Origin of the sequence: Paenibacillus sp. FSL M8-0142 (genome assembly GCF_038597315.1) — a bacterium.
GTDB classification, from domain to species: Bacteria; Bacillota; Bacilli; order Paenibacillales; family Paenibacillaceae; genus Paenibacillus_AQ; species Paenibacillus_AQ lactis.
This window is the reverse complement of the sequence record NZ_CP152008.1, coordinates 3,377,079-3,395,924: the sequence shown is the minus strand read 5'-3', so window position 1 is coordinate 3,395,924 and position 18,846 is coordinate 3,377,079. Positions and strand designations below refer to the sequence as shown.

Here is an 18,846-nt window from a genome sequence, read left to right as displayed (position 1 = left end):
GATATTATGAACAACATGGAGGCCCCTCCGGGGGCCAACCTGCCCCCCAGCCGTCCGAATCGCGGCAGCCGCCTCTTGGTTCAGATGGCCAAACGATATGACCTGTATCTGATGCTGCTGCTGCCGATTGCTTGGTATCTGATTTTCCACTATGGTCCCTTGTACGGACTTCAAATCGCTTTTAAAAATTTCAACCCGGCCAAAGGGATATTCGGCAGCGAATGGGTCGGCTTCGAGCATTTTACGCGATTTTTCGATTCGTATTATTTCTGGAGACTGCTGCGCAATACGCTAACCATCAATTTGATCTCACTGCTGCTCGCGTTCCCTATTCCGATCATGCTGGCACTGCTCGTGAATGAGATTCGCAGCAAAGCCTACAGTAAATGGCTGCAAAACATCACCTATATTCCGCACTTTATTTCCGTGGTTGTCATCGTGGGCATCTTGACGGTGATGCTGTCGGTTAACGGTCCTTTAAACATGCTGATCCAGACATTTGGCGGAGATCCGGTTCGGTTCATGGAATCGGCCAGCTGGTTTAAGACGATCTTCATCGGCTCGAACATTTGGCAGAACATGGGGTGGCAGTCGATTATCTACATCGCGGCGCTCAGCGGAATCAATCCGCAGCTGTACGAAGCGGCCAAGATCGATGGAGCCTCCAGGATGCGGCGCATTTGGCATGTCTCTCTGCCGGGAATCGTGCCCGTCATCGTCATTTTGCTGATTCTCGATGTCGGACAATTCATGAATATCGGGTTCGAGAAAATATTGCTGATGCAAAACAACCTGAATCTAGAGGCAAGCGACGTGATTTCCACGTTCGTGTACACGACCGGGATTCTTAAGGGCGAATACAGCTACACCGCGGCGATCGGGCTGTTTAACTCGGTGATTAACCTTACGCTGCTGCTTCTAGTGAACCGCTTCGCGAGGAAAACGTCGGAGACGAGTCTATGGTAAAGGAGGAGGGCTCCATGTCCCAACGAACCCCGGTTAATAAAACGCGCCATACCGCGAAGGATGAACGTTGCTTTGACATCGTGATCTATTCGGTCGCCGCGGTGATCATGCTGATCGTGCTGTATCCGCTGCTGTTTGTGGTCAGCGCCTCATTCAGCGATCCGGCAAAGGTGCTGGGCGGAGAGGTGTGGCTGCTGCCGAAGGGCGTGACGCTGGATGCTTACATTAATATTCTGCAAAACGATAAAATCTGGACCGGATACGGCAATTCAATTCTGTATACGGCAGTCGGAACGACGATCAATATCTTGATGACGCTGCTCGCGGCTTATCCGCTATCAAGGCCGGATCTGCCTTTGCGCAAAGGGCTGATGCTGATCGTCACGCTCACGATGTTCTTCAGCGGAGGATTGATTCCGACCTATCTGCTCGTCAAAGACCTCGGGATGGTCGACACAATGTGGGCGCTGATCATCCCTGGGGCGGTCTCTACGTACAACCTGATCGTCATGCGAACGTATTTCCAATCCAGCATTCCTTGGGAGCTTCAAGAGGCTGCCCATATTGATGGCTGCTCCAATTGGAGGCTGCTCATCAGCATCATTCTGCCGCTGTCGAAGCCGATCTTGGCGGTCATGGTGCTGTTCTATGCGGTGGGCCACTGGAATTCCTTCTTTAATGCGCTTATCTATATCCGCCGCGAAGAAATGTATCCGCTGCAGCTGGTGCTGCGCGAAATATTGCTGATCAGCCAATCGGATGCCGTGGACGGCAGCGTAGGTCTGGAAGATAAAGTGCTTCTGGCTGAAAGTATCAAGTACGCGGTCATTATTGTGTCCAGCCTGCCGGTGCTCATCATGTATCCGTTTGTGCAGCGACATTTTGTCAAAGGAGTCATGATCGGCTCTATCAAAGGTTAAACGACTAGGAGGGATTCATTTGAAACGCAAAGCGAAGATAACAATTGACGTTGGGCGGCCCGGCGGGCATACGATAAACCCTTATCTGTTCGGTCATTTTGTCGAGGATATTCGCGATCACATGGAGGCGATGCTGGCCTATCCTCTGAAGGACATGGATTTTGAGAGCGAAGCCGAAGGCAAGACAGCCGTATCCGGAAGCTGGAGGCCATTTACGAATGGACGGAACACTTCGTATGCGCTGGAAGCACCGGCTCCGAAGCATTCGGGACGGGCGCAGCGAATCCGCGTCCAGAGCGATGATGAGGCATTTGCCGGAATTGCGCAAGAAGCTGCACTCAAAGGCCCGATGGCGTACAGCGTCCGGGTGGTGGCACGGGCGTCCATCGAGCTGCAATACTTGATCGTCGAGGCGGCGGACCGGCGTACGGAGGAGTTACTCGGCCGTGCAAGGATTGAGCTGGGCAGTCATAACTGGAAGGAGTACGAGGCAGCGCTGCCGGTGTCCCGCACGTGCGAGCATGCTGAAATCCGGGTATACGTACCGATGGAGCACCCGAGATGGACTGATCATGTATCCACGGGCATGCTTTGGCTCGACCACGTTTCCTTGCTGCCCGCAGACAATATCGGCGGCGTGAAGGGCGAAGTGATGGACATGACACGAGAGCTGAACGCGGGCATGATGCGGCTGGCCGGCAATTACATCAGCGCCTACCATTTTGAACATGGAGTGGGATCTGTATTGGAACGACCGGTCATGTTCAATGAAGCCTGGGGCGGCTGGACGAGCAAATATTTCGGCACGGACGAGTTTATCCGGTTCTGCAGGGAGCTTGGGGTAGAGCCGCTCATCTGCGTTAACGATGGTTCCGGAACCCCGGAGGAAGCCGCTCGTTGGGTGGAGTATTGCAACGGAAGCGCCGAAACCCCAATGGGGGCGGTGCGTGCCGCTAACGGTTACCCGGCGCCTTACAATGTCCGGTATTGGGAGATCGGCAATGAGGTTTGGGGAGGGTGGCAGGTAGGCACCTGTTCTGCGGACCGTTTTGCCGAGCGGTGTGTCTCCTTTGCCGAAGCGATGAAGGCGGCGGACCCGTCGGTCGTGATATTGGCCTGCGGGCATACCGACCAAGCCTGGAACCGGGCCGTGCTGGATATTGCCGGCGCACATATTGATTATCTGACGCTGCATCTGTATCACGGCCTTAACCGGTTCGGGATGAACCGGGATACGCCTGCAGAAGAACGCTACAAAGCGATTGCCGTCTTCCCGGAATGGACCCGGGATGACATTCGCCGCACAGTAGAACAGATTCAGGCTACCGAGAATCATCGTCATATCAAGCTGGCTATCACCGAATACAATACGATGTACTATCCGAACACCGTGCGTAAAGGCTTGCCGGATGAGCATACGCTGGGGGCCGCGGTCGCCAACGCCGGCAATCTTAATGAAATGCTGCGAGCAAGCGACATGGTGCATATCGGCAGCTTCTCCGATCTTGTTAATGGATGGCTCGGTGGCTGCATCCGAGTAGGGGATTATTATGCGGACCAATACCGCGGCAAATTACCAGGTTGGAGCGGCCATCCGTTGACTGTATACGGAACTCCGACCTACGAAGTGATGAAGCTGTATGCGAACCGGGACATCCATAGGCTGCTTCCTGCCGACGTGGAGTGCGGCAGCTTCTCGGTTCGGTCAAACAAGCCGGCTCCGATCGATCTTGATGCGATGCCGGATCTTGATGTCGTCGCCTGCACGAATGAAGACGGGAGCACCATGACGGTCTTTATCGTGAACCGCAGCCTGCAGGAAGTCCAGGTTGAACTGAATCTTCCCGGATATGAATCGTCCTCAGAGATACTGCTTCACGAAATTACAGGCGACTCCGTGGAAGCGATCAACTCTGTATTTGAGCCGGAATGCATTAAATCGACGGTAAGAACTGTTCCATTCGAGGCGTTGCAAAACGGTTATCCGCTGCGTCCGGCATCGGTATACGCACTGGAGATGAATGCCGCGCCAGAAACGGGGTAGGTTGGTTTACGAAACAAGGGCGAAAAGCCCATCCGAACCATCATTGCGAACAGGAAATAGGAGGAGAGGAAATGACAACCAGAGCTTATCGGAAGGATTATCCCAGGCCTCAATTCGTCCGGGAACATTGGCTGAATCTGAACGGTCTTTGGGATTTTCGTTTTGATGACGACAATGTGGGCGAAGAAGAGGGGTGGCCTAAATCCCTAGCGGGTACGCATGCGATTACCGTCCCATTTACATACGAAACGAAGGCAAGCGGGATCGGGATCGAGGAGTTTCATCCGCATGTGTGGTATGGAAAAAAGGTGCATATCCCGAAGGAAGCGTCAGGTAAACGAGCCATCCTTCACTTTCAGGCGGTGGACTATAGCGCTAAGGTATGGATCAATGGGAACTTGGCCGGCAACCACCAAGGAGGATACGCGGCTTTTAGCTTTGACATTACCCCGTATTTGGTCTTCGGAGCGGACAACCAAATCACGGTAAAGGCAGAAGACAGCAATGATTGCACCATACCGCGCGGCAAACAGCGCTGGACCAAGGACAGCTTCGAGTGCTTCTATGTTCAGACGACGGGCATTTGGCAGACTGTATGGATGGAATTCGTGGAGCAGCAGCGGCTGGACACGGTCAAAATCACTCCGGATATCGACCGGTCAACCGTTCGCTTCGATTACCGGTTAAGCGGAATCGACGCGACCTTGGATTTACGGTTGGAGGCGATCGTGACGCTGAAAGGCAAACCGGTTAAACGAGTCTCCTTGCTTGCGGATCGACCGAATCTATCGGTGGAAGTTGATTTGGTGCACGAGGCGAACGGACCGTGGAAGAAATGCCTCTGGTCGCCGCAGCATCCGAATTTGTTCGATGTGGAATTTGTCCTGTATGCGGGAGACCGGGTGGTCGATCGGGTTTTTTCCTATTTCGGAATGAGAAAGGTTTCGATCGAGAACGGTCAAATACTGCTGAACAATGCGCCGATATATCAACGGTTGATTCTGGATCAGGGCTACTGGACGGACAGCCATTTAACGCCGCCAAGCGAGGAGGCAATCATTGCCGACATCGACCTCATGCTGGAGATGGGCTACAACGGCGTACGCAAGCATATGAAAATCGAGGATGCCCGCTTTTTATATTGGTGCGACGTCAAAGGGCTGCTGGTCTGGTCCGAAATGGCGGCTACCTTCGAGTTCAATGAACGAGCGGTCGAAGCGTTCACGAAGCAATGGCTGGAAATCGTCGATCAGCAGTACAATCACCCGTCCATCATTACCTGGGTGCCGTTCAATGAGTCTTGGGGCATTCCGTCCATTCTCCGTGACGTCCTGCAGCAGAAATTTACCGAAGGCATCTATCACCTTACCAAAGCGGTTGATCCTTTCCGTCCTGTCATCACGAACGACGGGTGGGAGCACACCGTATCCGATATCTTAACGCTGCATGATTACGTCGAAACCGGCAGCGGCTTTTTGCGGCGGTACCGAGGCAACAAGGATGCCATCGTCAACAAGGACATGACCTGCAACCACTGGAAATACGCATTTGCCGAAGGGTATGAATATCGCGGCCAGCCGATCATCATCAGCGAATTTGGCGGCATCGCCTTCGAATCGGATAAAGGGTGGGGGTATGGCCGGCAGGTAGCTACGGAAGAGGATTTCATGAAGCGGTTTGAGGGCTTGGTTCAGGCGATCAAGAGCGTGGATTATATATGCGGGTATTGCTACACGCAGCTAACCGATGTGCAGCAGGAGATCAACGGCTTGTTGACGGAGGACCGCAAACCGAAAATCCCGTTGTCCACAATTAAAGAGATCAATATGGCTTAAGTTTTTTTGGTGGAAGTGACCGTAAAAGAACGCGTTGAAAGGGTAGATATACCGGAGGACAATTTTGATCCGAAATGATGCTGCGCAAGTCAGGTCATTGCATGCGTGTGTCATTTGACGAGTCAGCTGCCAAATCAACGAGGATCCTTGAGGCTCATGATAATAAATATTTCCTTTGCTGCTTCCTGTTGCGTCAACAATATCCTCGATGAACGCTCATAAGGGTTCATAGAAGCATGATAAGAAGGCCGGTCAGTCCGCTCTGGACTGCCTGGCCTTCTTCGTCTATTCCAATATTAAGTTATCCTTACGCCTGATAAACGAACAAAGCGGAGTCGAGAATCGGATAGACGCCCCCGCTCGTGAACAGCTCCTGCAGCCCCATTATAAATTCAACTGAACCAGCTTCCATTGCTGTGCGGCATTATTCAGGTCCTGCCAGATTTGCACGTTCGTCCCGTTGGCCGTGCCGCTGCCGCTTACGTCCAATGCTTTCCCGCTGTGAACGTTAATCAGTTTATAGGAACCGCCTCCTGCGTCGACGATCCGCCACAGCTGGTTCGCGCCGCCGTGATTGTCCCATATGGTCACATTGGAGCCGTTATCCGTTCCCCATGCGTCAACTTCAAGGGCTTTGCCGCTATGGACGTTGATCACGCTGTAATTCCCCCCGGAAGTCTCCGTGATTCGCCATTGCTGGTTCGCCCCGCCGTGATCGTCCCATATGATCACATTCGAGCCGTTCTCGGTTCTCCATCCGTCAACCTCGAGCATTTTCTCGCTGTTCGGGTTCATGAGACGATAGGTTTGACCCGAGGCTATCGTGATTTGTTCCCGGATGAACTCAACCCGATCCAGATCCGCCCATTGGGATGAGGAGGAGTTCGATACGTAGAAACCGATCGTTGCCTTGCCGTTTGTCACTTGAATGTTCGAAATCGACACCGGCGTCCATGATGTTGTGATAGGGCATCCGGTTTGAAGCATGCTGCCGCCATAATCCTTCACTTCCATTACGCAGCTGTTCTGGCCACCGCTGCTTCGCATGTGGGCACGCATCGTATAGGTGCCGTTATCAAGGCCGGTAATCGTCTGACCGATATATGCAGTCGAGGGCCCGGTTGTCCCCGCAAGTCCAACGAAGTAAGAGCCTTCTGCTGCGGGAAGCCCGACACCGTCATTGACGCCGTGGATATGGATCCGGTTCGGATAATCATCGCCGTACGTGGTCCAGCCGGTTACATTCGCCGTTTCAAACCCGGGATTGTTGACGAGATTCGTTTGCGCTGGCGTCACGGAATGCCCAAAGCGCAGATAGATGCCGTTAGCCGGATATGTTGCACTGGTGACGGCTGCGACGCGAGTGGAATCAATGGTCATGAGGGCGTTCCAATTGGAAGACTTCGTATCGGACACTGGAAAAACGTTGGTTTTATGCTGCCATGTCGCGCCGTTATCGGAGCTGATCATCGTATGCATCGAGGTGTAGGGATCTCCCGTATTGGCGCTGCTCTCATCGGTCTGGAATGCCGCCATGAGGCGACCGTCAGCGAGCTTTACGACGAACGGGGCACCCGCCTTTTTACCGCTGCCGATTGGCACGTACAACGTCTGGCGGGGAACCGACCAATTGAAGCCGTCCGCTGAAATCTTGTATTTGATGACAAAAGGGTGGCCGGCTACGTCTGAGGCTTCGAACACGGTTATATACCGGCCGTCGTTCATCCGCGTGATGACCGGCATGCCGTCGCGGGAGCCAGCTGCAACTCCGTCGCTGACGGTGATGCGATTGCCCCAGCTGCTGCCGTTCCATGTCTTCATGTACAGATTTTGCAAACCGGTCGTTCCGACGGCCGTCGGGCTATCGTCCGCATAGAGCACCGCAATCGTATCGTTGATCATCTCCAAGTGCGGCTCCCATAAACCTTTAAAGCCGGAGGCGGTTGAACTGCCGATCAGTCCGCCTGGCAAATCGCTCCATGTATGTCCGCCGTCAACGCTCCGCCGGACGTTTAGCTGGATCTCATAGGTCGAGCCGTTCTGCACGACGAGCCGGTAAGCCAGCCATATTTCTCCGCTCGGCAGCCTCAGCATTTGACCGTTTCCCACATTGCCGGCGGTGCTTGATACAGCTGTGATCGGAGCACTCCATGTTTTGCCGCCGTCCTGTGTCCTGGAGACCACGATTCGCGTGTTGCCTCCACCGGCGTTCGTGTCGAAGGATACAAGCCATTCGCTTGGCGACAGCTTGAGGAGCCTTGGATACCATACGCCTCCAGAAGGCGGGGTATAGATGGCGATCTGCTGCGAAGCCCATGCCATGCCGGTAGAAGCTGCATGGACCGGCGACAACGGGAGTGCCGTTAAAGCAAGCGCGAAGATCATGATGAAGGCAAGCGATTTCTTCCATAAACTTTGGATCCGACTCATAGACAAACCTCCCAATCCAATTTAGAAAGCGCTTTCTAAATTGGATTGTATCGCAGTTGATATAAATTAAGATATACTAAATATATATTATTTTCAGTCGGGTTCGATGTAAAAAGCGAGGTATGATATGGAGCATCCGCTATATAAACAAATTCAAAACGACATCCGCCGCCGCATTCGAAGCGGTGAGCTTCAGGCAGGCGCTCTGGTGCCCTCGGAGAAGGAGCTTGCTCAGCAATACGGCGTAAGCCAAATCACATCCAAAAACGCACTTAACGGATTGGTGGAGGAAGGTTTGATCGTACGATTTCGGGGAAAAGGAACCTTCGTGCGGGAGGATGGTTCTCCGGAAGTACGGGAGCATCCGCCGGTTACGAAACGGACGATCGCGATTATTTTGCCGACGATGAAAACCAAGATCGACCAGCAGCTGCTCGACGGGCTGGAGCGATACTGTGCGGGCAGAGGCTATGACCTGTTGTTCCGCATTACGCGCGAGTCGCCGGAGGAAGAGTCCCGAACGATTGAGCAGTTCAGGGAACGGGGAGTTGACGGATTTATTATTTTTCCCGTGGAGCAGGAAAGCTACAATACCGCAATTTTACGCTTGTCCCTTGACCAGGTTCCATTGGTGCTTGTCGACCGCTTCCTGAAAGAGATCAAGACCTACAGCGTGAGCTCCGACAATTATGGCGGCGTCCGCGAAGCCGTATCCGGATTGCTTGCGGCAGGACACACGCGCATTGCCTACCTGTCTCCTGAAATAACGAATTCGGTTACAGACGAAAGAGCCAAAGGATTTGAGGCTGCCTTCATGGAGCAGGGCTTGCCCATAGACAAGACGCTGTGGTGCATGCTGGACCTGGATACGATCGGAGAAGGGCGCGGCCAACGGGAAATCGAGCGTTTTCTGCGTGCTCGGCGCAATGTCACGGCGGTCTTTGCGGTTAACGCGGAACTGGCACGCTATGCCTCAAACGCGATTCGGGAAAATGGGCTGGGAACGGGGAGTTCACCCCAGCTGGCTGCCTTTGATGATCCGGATCTCGAAGGCGTTCCTTATGTCCATCAACAATTGGATGACGTATGCCGTATCGCCGTCGACTTGCTGTCGGAACAGCTAAGCGGGACTTTTGAGCCGAGGCGCGAAGTGGTACCCGTCCGTTGGATTTGGCCGCAATGATTCCTTTGACTTGAGGGAAAAACCTTCGCACAATACGATTTCAAGAAGCGTCTGCGCCTGATATGGTGCAGGCTTCTTTTTTAAATGGGGGCAGGGTGAAGGGAATATGAACATGGTACAATGGCTGTAACGTAAATGTCTATACATAAGGTGAAAGATAGATCCGGTAATCGGGGCAAGGGGGATGACATGCAGCTTGAGACGAAACGATTGATCATTCGGGAGTTTACGATGGCGGATATGGCGGATGTGCATCGCTATGCATCCGATCCCGCGGTCACCGAGCACACGATGTGGGGGCCAAATGCAGAAGAAGACACGCTGCAATACCTCCACATGGTTATTCAATACAGCGAACAGACACCGAGGAACAACTACGAGCTGGCGATCACATTGAAGGATGGAGGGGCTCTTATCGGAGGATGCGGCATTTATCGCATGGACACCAATGCCGAGATGGGATATTGCTTAAACCGGGATCATTGGCGGCAGGGTTATGCTTCGGAAGCGGCCGAAGCGATATGCCGTTTCGGCTTCGAGACGCTCGGTGTTCATCGGATCTATGCTACCTGTCGGCCAGGAAACGCCGGCTCGGCAGGCGTTCTCCGCCGCATCGGCATGACGCAGGAGGGCCATTTGCGCCAGCATCTGTGGTTCAAGGGACGGTTTCACGATTCGTATCTTTTCTCGATTTTGAGAGATGAATTCGATAGGTCCAATACGGAAGTGCGAAGCGATGAGCGGTGAAGTGTGCAGCGGGGCAAATTAATGAGCAGTGAAGCGGGATAGAGAGGTAAACGTTGAGTGGTAGGTGAGGAGAGAGACGATGTCAAAGTCGAAGGATCTCGTGGCAAGTCAAAACGGCGTTTCCGTCTATGTGGACGGTCACGGGAAAGTATATTTCACGAAGGATCACCCTGAATCGGTCGTCGTGCTGGCCAAGCAGGAGGATGAGTTCCTGCTGATTAAACAGCAGCGGAAACCGGTGAATGATCTGGTCATCCAGCTGCCAGGCGGCGGGGTTCTTCAAGGAGAGAACCTGGAAGCCGCTGCGAGACGGGAGCTGCTTGAGGAGACCGGATACGAATGCGGACGTCTTCATTACTTGGGACGGATGTATCCTGCTTCATGGCGGTGCAACGAGGTAGCGCATGTCTACTATACGGAAGAGATTCTGGTTCGAGTTGAAGCCCGGCCGGAAGATTACGAGAACATTGATGTGATCCGGATTCCGGTTCAGGAGTGTCTGCACCGCATTCAGAAGAACGAGATCCAGGATTCGGAGCTGGTATTTGCCGTTTTGCAATGCTTGCTCCGTGGGATTATCCATCTTCATTGATGGGGGGGAAAGGTAATGGAGTTCATCGGGATCGGATTCTTGTTAGTCGGTGTCATCGTTCTAGTTCTTGCTGTTCGTTATGCCATCGATACCTCCAAGATGATCACACGCATGGATGCAATGCTTCACGAGATGAGGCTGCTTCGTAAAGATATTTGGGAGCTCAAAGATAACAAGCACATTGTGGATAAGAAAGTATGAGGGAGATGCCTGAAATGGAAGCGGAAAAAATCCATATTCTTCGTAAGGCCGAAGAATTTGCCCGATCGGTGCATGAGAACGACGCAAGCGGTCATGATTGGTGGCATGTCAAACGAGTCAGCCGTCTTGCACGGATGCTGGCGGTATTTGAAGGTGCGAATGCCTTTCTATGCGAACTGGCTTCACTTCTCCATGACGTAGCGGACGAGAAATTGAACGACTCGAAGGAGGCAGCCATCGCAAGGTTGGAGACATGGATGACGCAGGCCGGTGTTGTTCGGGGTGACAGGGCTCATATTCTCTCGATCATCGCTAACATGTCTTATGCCGGAGGAACGGGTGCCGGGATGACCACATTGGAGGGGAAAATCGTTCAGGATGCTGATCGCCTGGACGCTCTCGGCGCCATTGGCATTGCACGAACCTTTGCTTATTCCGGGTGGAAGGGTCAGAAAATATATGACCCTTCCATAATGCCCCGTGATCATATGACTCGAGATGAATACCGGAAGGGCGAAAGTACCGCAATCAATCATTTTGACGAGAAGCTGCTGAAGCTGAAGGATCTGATGAATACGGATGCTGCTCGGCTATTGGCCGAGGGAAGGCATCAAGGCATGCAGTATTTTAAGAAGGCGTTCGACAACGAATGGGAGATCGGAAATGAAGCTTATCTGAGGGAGTCGCCCCTCTACAGAGGAAAAGTATCATGTGTTCATGTAGCATTTGATACGTCAACTGCCGGCTCGTTAAGGATCATTCTTCGTTCACGACCCGACGAGTTTGTCATCGTCTTGGACGACAATTTGATGGTAGGACCTTTGCCGGACGCTGAGCGCCTTTATGAATCCTTCGCGGAACGGATGCGGTGGTATGAAGAGCGATACAATGGATTAACGGCGGACGAGTGGAAGTTGATCCAGCTTGAGGCTGCTATCCGATGGGAGGTCTGGCCCGAGCAGTTAACCGCTGTGCCATGCTTCATTTGGGCCGGGGATTCTGCGAAAGAATTGCTTGGTCTCCTGCGATTGCTTTCACATCTTCCCGGTCATCCCGAGCTTTACCACGTGAATGCGACGAAAGTGCTGCATCAACGGAACCCGGATATCCGATATAAAAATACGGGCGAGATAACGCCCTGCGAACTTCAAAAGGTCCTGGATCTGCCTGATGGAATCATGAGGTTATCCGTGGAAGATCAGGAACGTTATCGTCAGGATTGGTTTCGTCTACTGGGCGAAAACGGCACGCTTCGCATTCTCCAGAACGGGGAGCTTATTACGGTCCCAGAGTCTTATTATGATGAAGAGATATTGAAGGCCGTTTACCGCGTGGAGGCCCGATTCGGGCATTTTAGGAAATCCGCGCGAGTTGTAGGTGAAGTGATCGGATCGGCAGAGATTGATACCGGCGATTCGTTTATCGAGTACCGGGTACGCCATCTGATTAATGAGGGTGCCTTGGTCTATGAAGGCAGCCTGGATGCGATGCGCAATTACAGCGTATCGCTGGTTGATTCCGGCCATTCCGATCAGCAATCGGAAAGCCATCATCGTCTTGCCGGGATCGTTAAGCTGAGAACGCTGCTAGGCGAATTGGCCGAAATTAATCTTCGAGAGCGAAGTATAATCGAGCAGCTTAAGGGGATCAATTGGAGGGATCTGGATCTCGGTCTGCCGAATATGCCGGCCGATTATGCCGACAAAGGGATGCCCGCCTTGCTTCAACAACTGATCCTTACCCAGCAGCCGCATGACCGGAATCGGGTTGAGCTTATAGAGAAACTAGTGCAAGCGATGCAGGCAATGATGGAAAGTGAAGAGAAATAGATCATTAGCAAGTTGTAGTCAACGATCAGGAATCGATTAAGGAATCGAAATAACGGAGGAATCATCATGCTTTATACTCAACAAGTGATCGACTCAGTAAGACAGTATTCCCTTGAGATGGACAAGTTCAGGAATATCCCGAAGGAAGTGCTGGATTTCATATACGATGAGCGGCTGTTCCATCTCTTCGTACCCGATGAGCTCGAGGGAAGAATGACGGCGCTGCCGGAGGCAGCTCGCCTGTTCCAGGCGTGTTCTCGGATCGACGGCAACCTGGGCTGGATGGTAACCATTGGTGCAGGGGGCGGTTTTTTCGCGGCGCTGCTGGAACAAGACGTCAGCAAGGAAATATTCGCGAGGCGTGATGCGGTGATCGCGGGAAGCGGGATGCCGACCGGAACGGCGAGGCGGGTTGAAGGCGGGTACCAGGTCAGCGGAAGGTGGAAGTATTGCAGCGGCTCGACCTATGCGACCACCTTCACGGCCAATGCCGTCATCGACTCCGGGAATGAATCTGCCAAAGCAAGTGAATTACCATCAGGAGCAGAAGCTCAAGAGATTCGTGCTTTTGCATTCCGGCCAGAGCAAATCCGCATCCTACCGGATTGGAACGCCTTCGGTCTTCGGGCGACGGCAAGCCACACGATGATCGCCGAGGACGTCTTCGTCCCGGATAACCGAACTTTCCTGTTCGATGAGATGAAGAGTTATGAACATGAGGCCATCTACCGTTATCCGTTCCTGCCATTCGCGCAGGTTTCCTTCGCCGCGGTTGCGATCGGAATCGCCGAGCATTTCCTTGCTGCCGCTGAAGCTCTGGCTGAAGCGAAAGGAAGCGAAGCTTATGTGATGGGCAAGCTGAAAGAGCATTCCGGCTTCCTTCGAGACGGTGAAGTCAACTTTTATGAAACGGTTGAGACTTCTTGGCGCGAGCTGCTTCAGCAAGGAAAGCTATCGGTTGAGACCGAAGCTGCAGTAACCACCGCCAGCATCGGCGCAGCCAACACCGCGAGAACCTGCGGTCAAACGCTGTTTCCTCTGCTTGGTTTAACAGCGGCAATGGAAGATAGCGAAGTTAACCGGTGCTGGAGGGATCTTCAAACCGCATGCTCTCATTCACTGCTGCGAAGCTATGCTTAATATAAGATGAAGGATTGAACGGGAACGTATAAGAATATCGATTATAGATGACAACCCTGAGCTGCCAGCTCAGGGTTGGATTGATTTGAAGAACCAAGACCCCTGTCCTGGGCCATCCGTTTATCGAAACTTGCCGTAATCCTTGATCTTCACATGGATGGAGCTTTCCACCTGAAGCTTCGGAATTTCCTCCCGCCATTTCATCTTCTGCCACTGCTTGAAGCCAACTCGATTCCGGACATACCTGCCGATCCCCAGATTATCTAGTTTGTTCTCTTTCATAAGACCGATGATCGCATCTGCCCGTTCGTGAATGTATTGACTGACTCTATGCTCGAGCAGCTTCCGTTCCCGCTCATTACTTAGCCTCAGATCACCAAGATACTCTAGCACGGAGCCGGTTATATTCACTTCGATTTTGATTTTCTTTGCTCCATCGGTTCCTTGGGATACTTTGATTTTTCTCGAGCTGGTGATCGAGCTGAACATGACGATCTCCTTGGATTCCCCGGGAGCTGTCAGGTCGATGCTGATTTCACCTTCCCTGAACTTGCCTTTCAAAAAGGCAAACACCAACGAATCCTTCGGCTCGATCCTCGCGACGTGCTTGTCATCCCTGAATAGAGCGATGCCGTTGGTTGTCACATAGCTGCTGTCCTGCCTACGGATCAACGGCGCGATCGGGTCAACGCCTTCATCGAAGTAATCCCGTTGGAAGTTAAAGAGCGTAACCTTCGGTATCGTCTGTCCCTGGGATTCCTTCTCAAGCAGCATATCGATATATCTTCCGGTTCTTGGATGCTGTGCATAGTTGTCCCGCAGCAGCTCGCCCGCATTGCCATCTACGACGCTAATCTTGATTTGGGAAGAGATGGAGGGATCCCGAATCAACGCATCCAGATGGCCCTTGAGCCCGCTGCGGGCCAGTGACTCTCCAAAAAGAACGTTTCGGATCTGGCCGCTTACGAGGAGCATGCCAGTCTTTCTCGACATCATCATTTTCGCTTCTTTGCTGCTGTTGGCTGAAGCTGACAACACTTCCCGTTGCGACGTGGTTTCGGGGTCGGCTTGAGGGATCGAAACGGAAATATCCAGCTGACCGCTCGGCAGCAGATCATAGCTAACCGTTTGGATAAGCCCCAGGTCCTCTAATACTCGCTGATCGCCGCAGGCGTTTAAAGGTAGCATGATTAATAGAAGAAGCATGACGCAAAGCTTTTTTTTGAGCTTCAAGGCTTACACCGCCTTTTTACGCCGCTGCACGAGCAGCAGAATGATTAACAGCAACGGCATGACATACGCGAACCCCATCTGAATATAGCCGAGGATCATAATCCAATCTCGGATCGTATCCAGTACCTTCGGGATAAAGGAGAGCATGAACGCAACGAGCGTAATGCAGAAATAGTGAACGTTGATTTTGACCCTCGGAAATACTCGGCGGGTGCTTTCCCCGGCGGCCCAGAAGTACATAACCAGCGTGATGACCGTCGTGAACAGAAAGAATCCGTAGAAGAGGTTCTCGATTCGTTCAATGAAAGGAAGCTTGATATAAGCCAGCAGATCCAATAAAGGAAACAGCATTTGCTTCAGCAGCTCATGCCCGATGACCCCGAATGAAACAAAGCTCATAATGACATAGGACGCAGTGCGGATGAGATGGCCATAGAGGGCCGCTTTCATCAATTTGGTCTTTTTGTCGGCATAGGGAAACAGGAGCATGCACAGCTCATAGCCGAGATAAGCGAGGTAGATTTGGAAGAAGCCCTCGACCATATTTCCTCCATCTTGGAATACATATGGGGTCAGCCGTTCGAGCTTAAATTCCCCGACATAATACAGCATCAGCAGGTTCAACCATATCGTGGACCAAAAGAATACCGTAGATGCTTTCGAGATGTTGTACAGCCCTTTCGTTAACAGCAAAAAAGCGAGAACGTCAATAAAGAACTTAAACACCATCGGATTGGTCGTCGGAAATGCGAACATCTGAAAAATCAGTACGTACTGCTTGGCAACGAGGCAGCCGATAAGCGACCACACTAAAGAGATCGCTAGGTAGAAGGGAACGAGAATAAACTTCGGAATGCTTTGTTCCAAAATATCAAAGATGGATCTGCCTTCACCAAGCCGATAGACGATGGAGATCAAATAGATGTTCAGGCAGACCAGGATGGAGATCGGTATGACGCTGAGCCAGCCGTTGGTCCCGAAAAATTGAGCTTCGTTCTGAGCGATGCTGAATACATATACCCCAGTCTGAATCATATAGATCAGGATCATCGTATGGAACTGTGACAATTTTTCTCTCAACATGCGTCACCTTCTCATTTTTAATTTGATCTTATTCTTGGATCTCGCCTGTGACGGGCGTCTGCCAAGCATGCTAAAGGGCGCTCTCAAAAAGACGTCCCTCCAGTCGTAGGGCTCGAAGGGAGCAACCGGCGACAAATAGGACGTTCCGATGCTCGTTAATCCGCTGAGATGAATTACGATCCAAGCCATGCCAATCGCCAATCCCAGGTTTCCCCATAATCCGGCTAAAATGATTAACAGAAACCGTAGGAGCCGGAAGGAAGCGCTCATCACGTAATTGGGCATAACGAAGGAAGCTATTGCGGACGAAGCGACTGCAATAATGAGAATGTTGCTGGTCAGACCGGCTTGCACGGCGGCCTGTCCGATAACGATACCGCCTACGATGCCGATGGTCTGGCCGATCTTAGTCGGCAGTCTTGCCCCGGCTTCCCTTAATAACTCAATTGTCGTTTCCATTAATAAAGCTTCGAAGATCGGCGGAAACGGCACTTTGCTTCTGGACTCGGTCAAGGTGAGGATTAAATTCTCCGGGATCATTTCGTAGTGGAACGAAGTGACCGAAACATAGAGCGCCGTCAATACAAGCGTTATGATAAGCGCCTGAAACCGGAGAAGCAGCGTGGCCGTTCCGATGCTCCAGCGTTGATAATAATCATCGGAGGAGGAGAAGAATTCGAAGAAGCTGGACGGAGCGCTGAAAGCGGTCGGGCTTCCGTCCATCAGGCATACAACGCGTCCCGAAACGAGCTTGGATGCGATGGTGTCCGGACGCTCCGTGGTAAGGAACTGCGAGAACACCGAACGGGGGTGGTCGTCGATGCACTGGATCAGCATGTTGGTATCATGAATCGCGTCAATTTCGACATCCTGGATGCGCTCGATCACATCCTTGACATATTTCGGGTTGGCGATGTCTTTAATATAGAGAACATAGACATCGGATTTGGTGACTTCGCCGACGGCCAGCTGGATCACCTTCAAATGGGAGCTCTGGACTCTCTTGCGAATCAAAGACAAGTTGGTGTAAGCCTGCTCGGTAAATGCTTCGTGAGGGCCGATGATTACCGTTTCCGTCTCCGATTCCGCAACGGTTCGGGAGGCTGGGAAGATAACATCGAGCAAGAAGGCTTTTTGATCATAGATAATGGCAGCCATGCCGGATAAGATTCCTTCCACGCACTGCTTCGATACAGTCACAAGCTTGTATATCGACTGCGTCTCAAGGAGCTGCAGCGGATTCTCCGATTGAACCAGCAGCGGCAAGAAATCTCGCTCCAAGCGGTCTTCATTCACCATGTGGCTGAAGTACAATACATGCATCCGTTCCTCATGGTAAACGTTATGGACGAAATCCGCCGATTCGTCGAACTGATCAAGGATATGACTAAGGGTAACAGGCGGCTGCTCCTCTTCAGCTTGAAGCTTACTTGGCGAATCTAAATCTTTCTCCGAATCATTGTCCGATGTCAGAGGATCCTCAATGAATATCGAATTCAGCATTCCCTTCCATTTCCCCATTGGATCTTTCGCCTCCGCATCTTTTATACAAATTCTGTTCACAGTTTGCGTACCCGGACCGTTTTTTATCCAAGAGAGACCATGATCTTGTATAAGATGCTGTTTGACGGGAATGTTAGGCACATGCGGATGCTTTAGGGATCCTATTTGTAATAGAGGGGAGAGCAGAAATGCTAGATCGAGTGATATTGGCCGGAATGCTGCTGCTCAGTTTAGAGCCGGGTGGCGGGACGGACTCAGAAGACCTGCAGCAATTTCAGTACCAGATGCTGGAATCGGGAGCACATAGTATCGTGGATGCGGTGAATTCTTGCCAGGAGCATTTTGGAGCAGGCCGAATCCCGCTGCCGATCGAGCTGCCTCCGGTTGAATTCACGCACTTGTTTGGCCAATGTATGGATACCGGCAGCGTGGAACCGCATCTTGATATCCAATACATTCATTCGTCGAAGCCGGAGAACGAGTACCATTTGGAGGTTTATCCTGCAGGTCACGGTCCGAAGCTTGCGTATTTGTCTTTCACTGAGGTTCCAATTGATGAAGATACGCTGGGGCATTACTATCAAGGCCCTGATCGTTCCCTTCAATTACTGACATACACAAAAGGGAAATGGCAGTATCTATTGAGCAGCTCATATCGGCCTGAGTCGAAGATTGAAGAAAAGCATTTAACCTCGATAGCGAAATCGCATATTCGTTACGTAAAGCGAACGGATCCCGCATATGCCCAGTGGGGAGCCGTTGCCATCAAGGAAACCGGCAAGAAATACGGAATGGATGTGGTGGATTATCTTTATATGGGGCGTAGAACCTTATCCCGTGACTTGGCTGAAGAGAAATTCAAGCTGTGGCTTCGAAAAGGGAATCGGGAATTCGGGGTGTATGTAACCGTTCGGTATCATCCTGCAACAAGGCAGCTGGTTTCTATAGTTTATGAAGAGGCTTGAAGTCTTGAATCAACGCAGTCATTCGGCTGCGTTTTTTCGTGCAAGGGGAAATAAGGCCCTTTTTTTTGCTGTTCAGATGTGATTTATTGTTGTACCATATTTGGTGATAGTTTCCTTCGGATCGTCGTGCTTCTTTATCCACATTTATTTGTCAAGTACATCGTGTTTTAGGAGT

15 protein-coding genes are annotated in these 18,846 nt (G+C 51.9%); 11 read left to right on the top strand and 4 right to left on the bottom strand.

Going from position 1 to position 18,846, the window contains the following annotated elements:
- Window positions 1-15: 15 nt before the first annotated feature.
- The 4 genes from NSQ46_RS15715 to NSQ46_RS15700 all read left to right on the top strand — a co-directional run bounded on the left by NSQ46_RS15715 (window position 16) and on the right by NSQ46_RS15700 (window position 5,765).
- On the top strand, window positions 16-966 hold the full coding sequence (locus NSQ46_RS15715) for an ABC transporter permease subunit (RefSeq protein ID WP_232239249.1): 951 nt from the start codon (window positions 16-18) through the stop codon (window positions 964-966).
- Window positions 967-980: 14 nt separating this feature from the next.
- Window positions 981-1,886 carry a carbohydrate ABC transporter permease gene (locus tag NSQ46_RS15710; RefSeq protein WP_007131362.1) on the top strand — a complete coding sequence of 302 codons (906 nt, stop codon included), beginning with the start codon at window positions 981-983 and terminating at the stop codon, window positions 1,884-1,886.
- Between the two features lie 19 nt (window positions 1,887-1,905).
- Window positions 1,906-3,930: an alpha-L-arabinofuranosidase C-terminal domain-containing protein gene (locus NSQ46_RS15705; RefSeq protein ID WP_028404277.1), complete on the top strand. Its 2,025-nt coding sequence runs from the start codon at window positions 1,906-1,908 to the stop codon at window positions 3,928-3,930.
- A 71-nt stretch (window positions 3,931-4,001) separates the two neighbouring features.
- A complete protein-coding gene (locus NSQ46_RS15700) occupies window positions 4,002-5,765 on the top strand; it encodes a glycoside hydrolase family 2 (protein ID WP_007131364.1) in 1,764 nt (587 codons plus the stop codon).
- 384 nt (window positions 5,766-6,149) lie between these two features.
- Here the strand turns inward: NSQ46_RS15700 and NSQ46_RS15695 are convergent, their stop codons facing one another.
- On the bottom strand, window positions 6,150-8,195 hold the full coding sequence (locus NSQ46_RS15695) for an RICIN domain-containing protein (protein ID WP_342573866.1): 2,046 nt from the start codon (window positions 8,193-8,195) through the stop codon (window positions 6,150-6,152).
- A gap of 127 nt (window positions 8,196-8,322) precedes the next feature.
- On the opposite strand from NSQ46_RS15695, the gene NSQ46_RS15690 reads away from it, so the two are divergent.
- The 6 genes from NSQ46_RS15690 (at window position 8,323) to NSQ46_RS15665 (ending at window position 13,887) form a co-directional block, all read left to right on the top strand.
- Entirely contained in the window at window positions 8,323-9,378 is a 1,056-nt protein-coding gene (locus tag NSQ46_RS15690) for a GntR family transcriptional regulator (protein WP_342573864.1), read from the top strand.
- Between the two features lie 189 nt (window positions 9,379-9,567).
- Window positions 9,568-10,125 carry a GNAT family protein gene (locus NSQ46_RS15685; RefSeq protein WP_213614069.1) on the top strand — a complete coding sequence of 186 codons (558 nt, stop codon included), beginning with the start codon at window positions 9,568-9,570 and terminating at the stop codon, window positions 10,123-10,125.
- Window positions 10,126-10,204: 79 nt separating this feature from the next.
- Window positions 10,205-10,717 (top strand): NUDIX hydrolase, encoded by a 513-nt coding sequence (locus NSQ46_RS15680; protein ID WP_342573860.1) that lies wholly within the window; start codon window positions 10,205-10,207, stop codon window positions 10,715-10,717.
- A gap of 15 nt (window positions 10,718-10,732) precedes the next feature.
- Window positions 10,733-10,918 (top strand): hypothetical protein, encoded by a 186-nt coding sequence (locus tag NSQ46_RS15675; RefSeq protein ID WP_342573858.1) that lies wholly within the window; start codon window positions 10,733-10,735, stop codon window positions 10,916-10,918.
- A gap of 14 nt (window positions 10,919-10,932) precedes the next feature.
- Window positions 10,933-12,747, top strand: a complete 1,815-nt coding sequence (locus NSQ46_RS15670; protein ID WP_342573855.1) for a DUF3658 domain-containing protein — start codon at window positions 10,933-10,935, stop codon at window positions 12,745-12,747.
- A 66-nt stretch (window positions 12,748-12,813) separates the two neighbouring features.
- Window positions 12,814-13,887, top strand: a complete 1,074-nt coding sequence (locus tag NSQ46_RS15665; RefSeq protein ID WP_342573853.1) for an acyl-CoA dehydrogenase — start codon at window positions 12,814-12,816, stop codon at window positions 13,885-13,887.
- A 120-nt stretch (window positions 13,888-14,007) separates the two neighbouring features.
- On the opposite strand, the gene NSQ46_RS15660 is transcribed toward NSQ46_RS15665, so the two are convergent.
- From NSQ46_RS15660 to NSQ46_RS15650, 3 genes are read right to left on the bottom strand one after another with little or no spacing between them, the layout of a single operon-like run.
- Window positions 14,008-15,120 (bottom strand): Ger(x)C family spore germination protein, encoded by a 1,113-nt coding sequence (locus tag NSQ46_RS15660; RefSeq protein ID WP_342573852.1) that lies wholly within the window; start codon window positions 15,118-15,120, stop codon window positions 14,008-14,010.
- Window positions 15,121-15,123: 3 nt separating this feature from the next.
- Window positions 15,124-16,203: a GerAB/ArcD/ProY family transporter gene (locus NSQ46_RS15655; protein WP_342573851.1), complete on the bottom strand. Its 1,080-nt coding sequence runs from the start codon at window positions 16,201-16,203 to the stop codon at window positions 15,124-15,126.
- 3 nt (window positions 16,204-16,206) lie between these two features.
- Window positions 16,207-17,724, bottom strand: coding sequence for a spore germination protein (locus tag NSQ46_RS15650; RefSeq protein ID WP_251534920.1), 1,518 nt, complete (start codon window positions 17,722-17,724; stop codon window positions 16,207-16,209).
- Between the two features lie 170 nt (window positions 17,725-17,894).
- On the opposite strand from NSQ46_RS15650, the gene NSQ46_RS15645 reads away from it, so the two are divergent.
- The gene (locus NSQ46_RS15645; RefSeq protein WP_251534918.1) at window positions 17,895-18,671 is read left to right on the top strand and encodes a DUF3889 domain-containing protein; all 777 of its coding nucleotides are present in this window, start codon (window positions 17,895-17,897) and stop codon (window positions 18,669-18,671) included.
- Window positions 18,672-18,846 lie beyond the last annotated feature (175 nt).

Excerpts from the sequence above, each read along its gene's own strand:
- NSQ46_RS15715 (WP_232239249.1), top strand. The coding sequence starts at position 16 with ATGGAGGCCCCTCCGGGGGCCAACCTGCCCCCCAGCCGTCCGAATCGC.
- NSQ46_RS15710 (WP_007131362.1), top strand. The coding sequence starts at position 981 with ATGTCCCAACGAACCCCGGTTAATAAAACGCGCCATACCGCGAAGGAT.
- NSQ46_RS15700 (WP_007131364.1), top strand. The coding sequence starts at position 4,002 with ATGACAACCAGAGCTTATCGGAAGGATTATCCCAGGCCTCAATTCGTC.
- NSQ46_RS15695 (WP_342573866.1), bottom strand. The coding sequence starts at position 8,195 with ATGAGTCGGATCCAAAGTTTATGGAAGAAATCGCTTGCCTTCATCATG.
- NSQ46_RS15690 (WP_342573864.1), top strand. The coding sequence starts at position 8,323 with ATGGAGCATCCGCTATATAAACAAATTCAAAACGACATCCGCCGCCGC.
- NSQ46_RS15685 (WP_213614069.1), top strand. The coding sequence starts at position 9,568 with ATGCAGCTTGAGACGAAACGATTGATCATTCGGGAGTTTACGATGGCG.
- NSQ46_RS15680 (WP_342573860.1), top strand. The coding sequence starts at position 10,205 with ATGTCAAAGTCGAAGGATCTCGTGGCAAGTCAAAACGGCGTTTCCGTC.
- NSQ46_RS15675 (WP_342573858.1), top strand. The coding sequence starts at position 10,733 with ATGGAGTTCATCGGGATCGGATTCTTGTTAGTCGGTGTCATCGTTCTA.
- NSQ46_RS15670 (WP_342573855.1), top strand. The coding sequence starts at position 10,933 with ATGGAAGCGGAAAAAATCCATATTCTTCGTAAGGCCGAAGAATTTGCC.
- NSQ46_RS15665 (WP_342573853.1), top strand. The coding sequence starts at position 12,814 with ATGCTTTATACTCAACAAGTGATCGACTCAGTAAGACAGTATTCCCTT.
- NSQ46_RS15655 (WP_342573851.1), bottom strand. The coding sequence starts at position 16,203 with ATGTTGAGAGAAAAATTGTCACAGTTCCATACGATGATCCTGATCTAT.
- NSQ46_RS15650 (WP_251534920.1), bottom strand. The coding sequence starts at position 17,724 with ATGGGGAAATGGAAGGGAATGCTGAATTCGATATTCATTGAGGATCCT.
- NSQ46_RS15645 (WP_251534918.1), top strand. The coding sequence starts at position 17,895 with ATGCTAGATCGAGTGATATTGGCCGGAATGCTGCTGCTCAGTTTAGAG.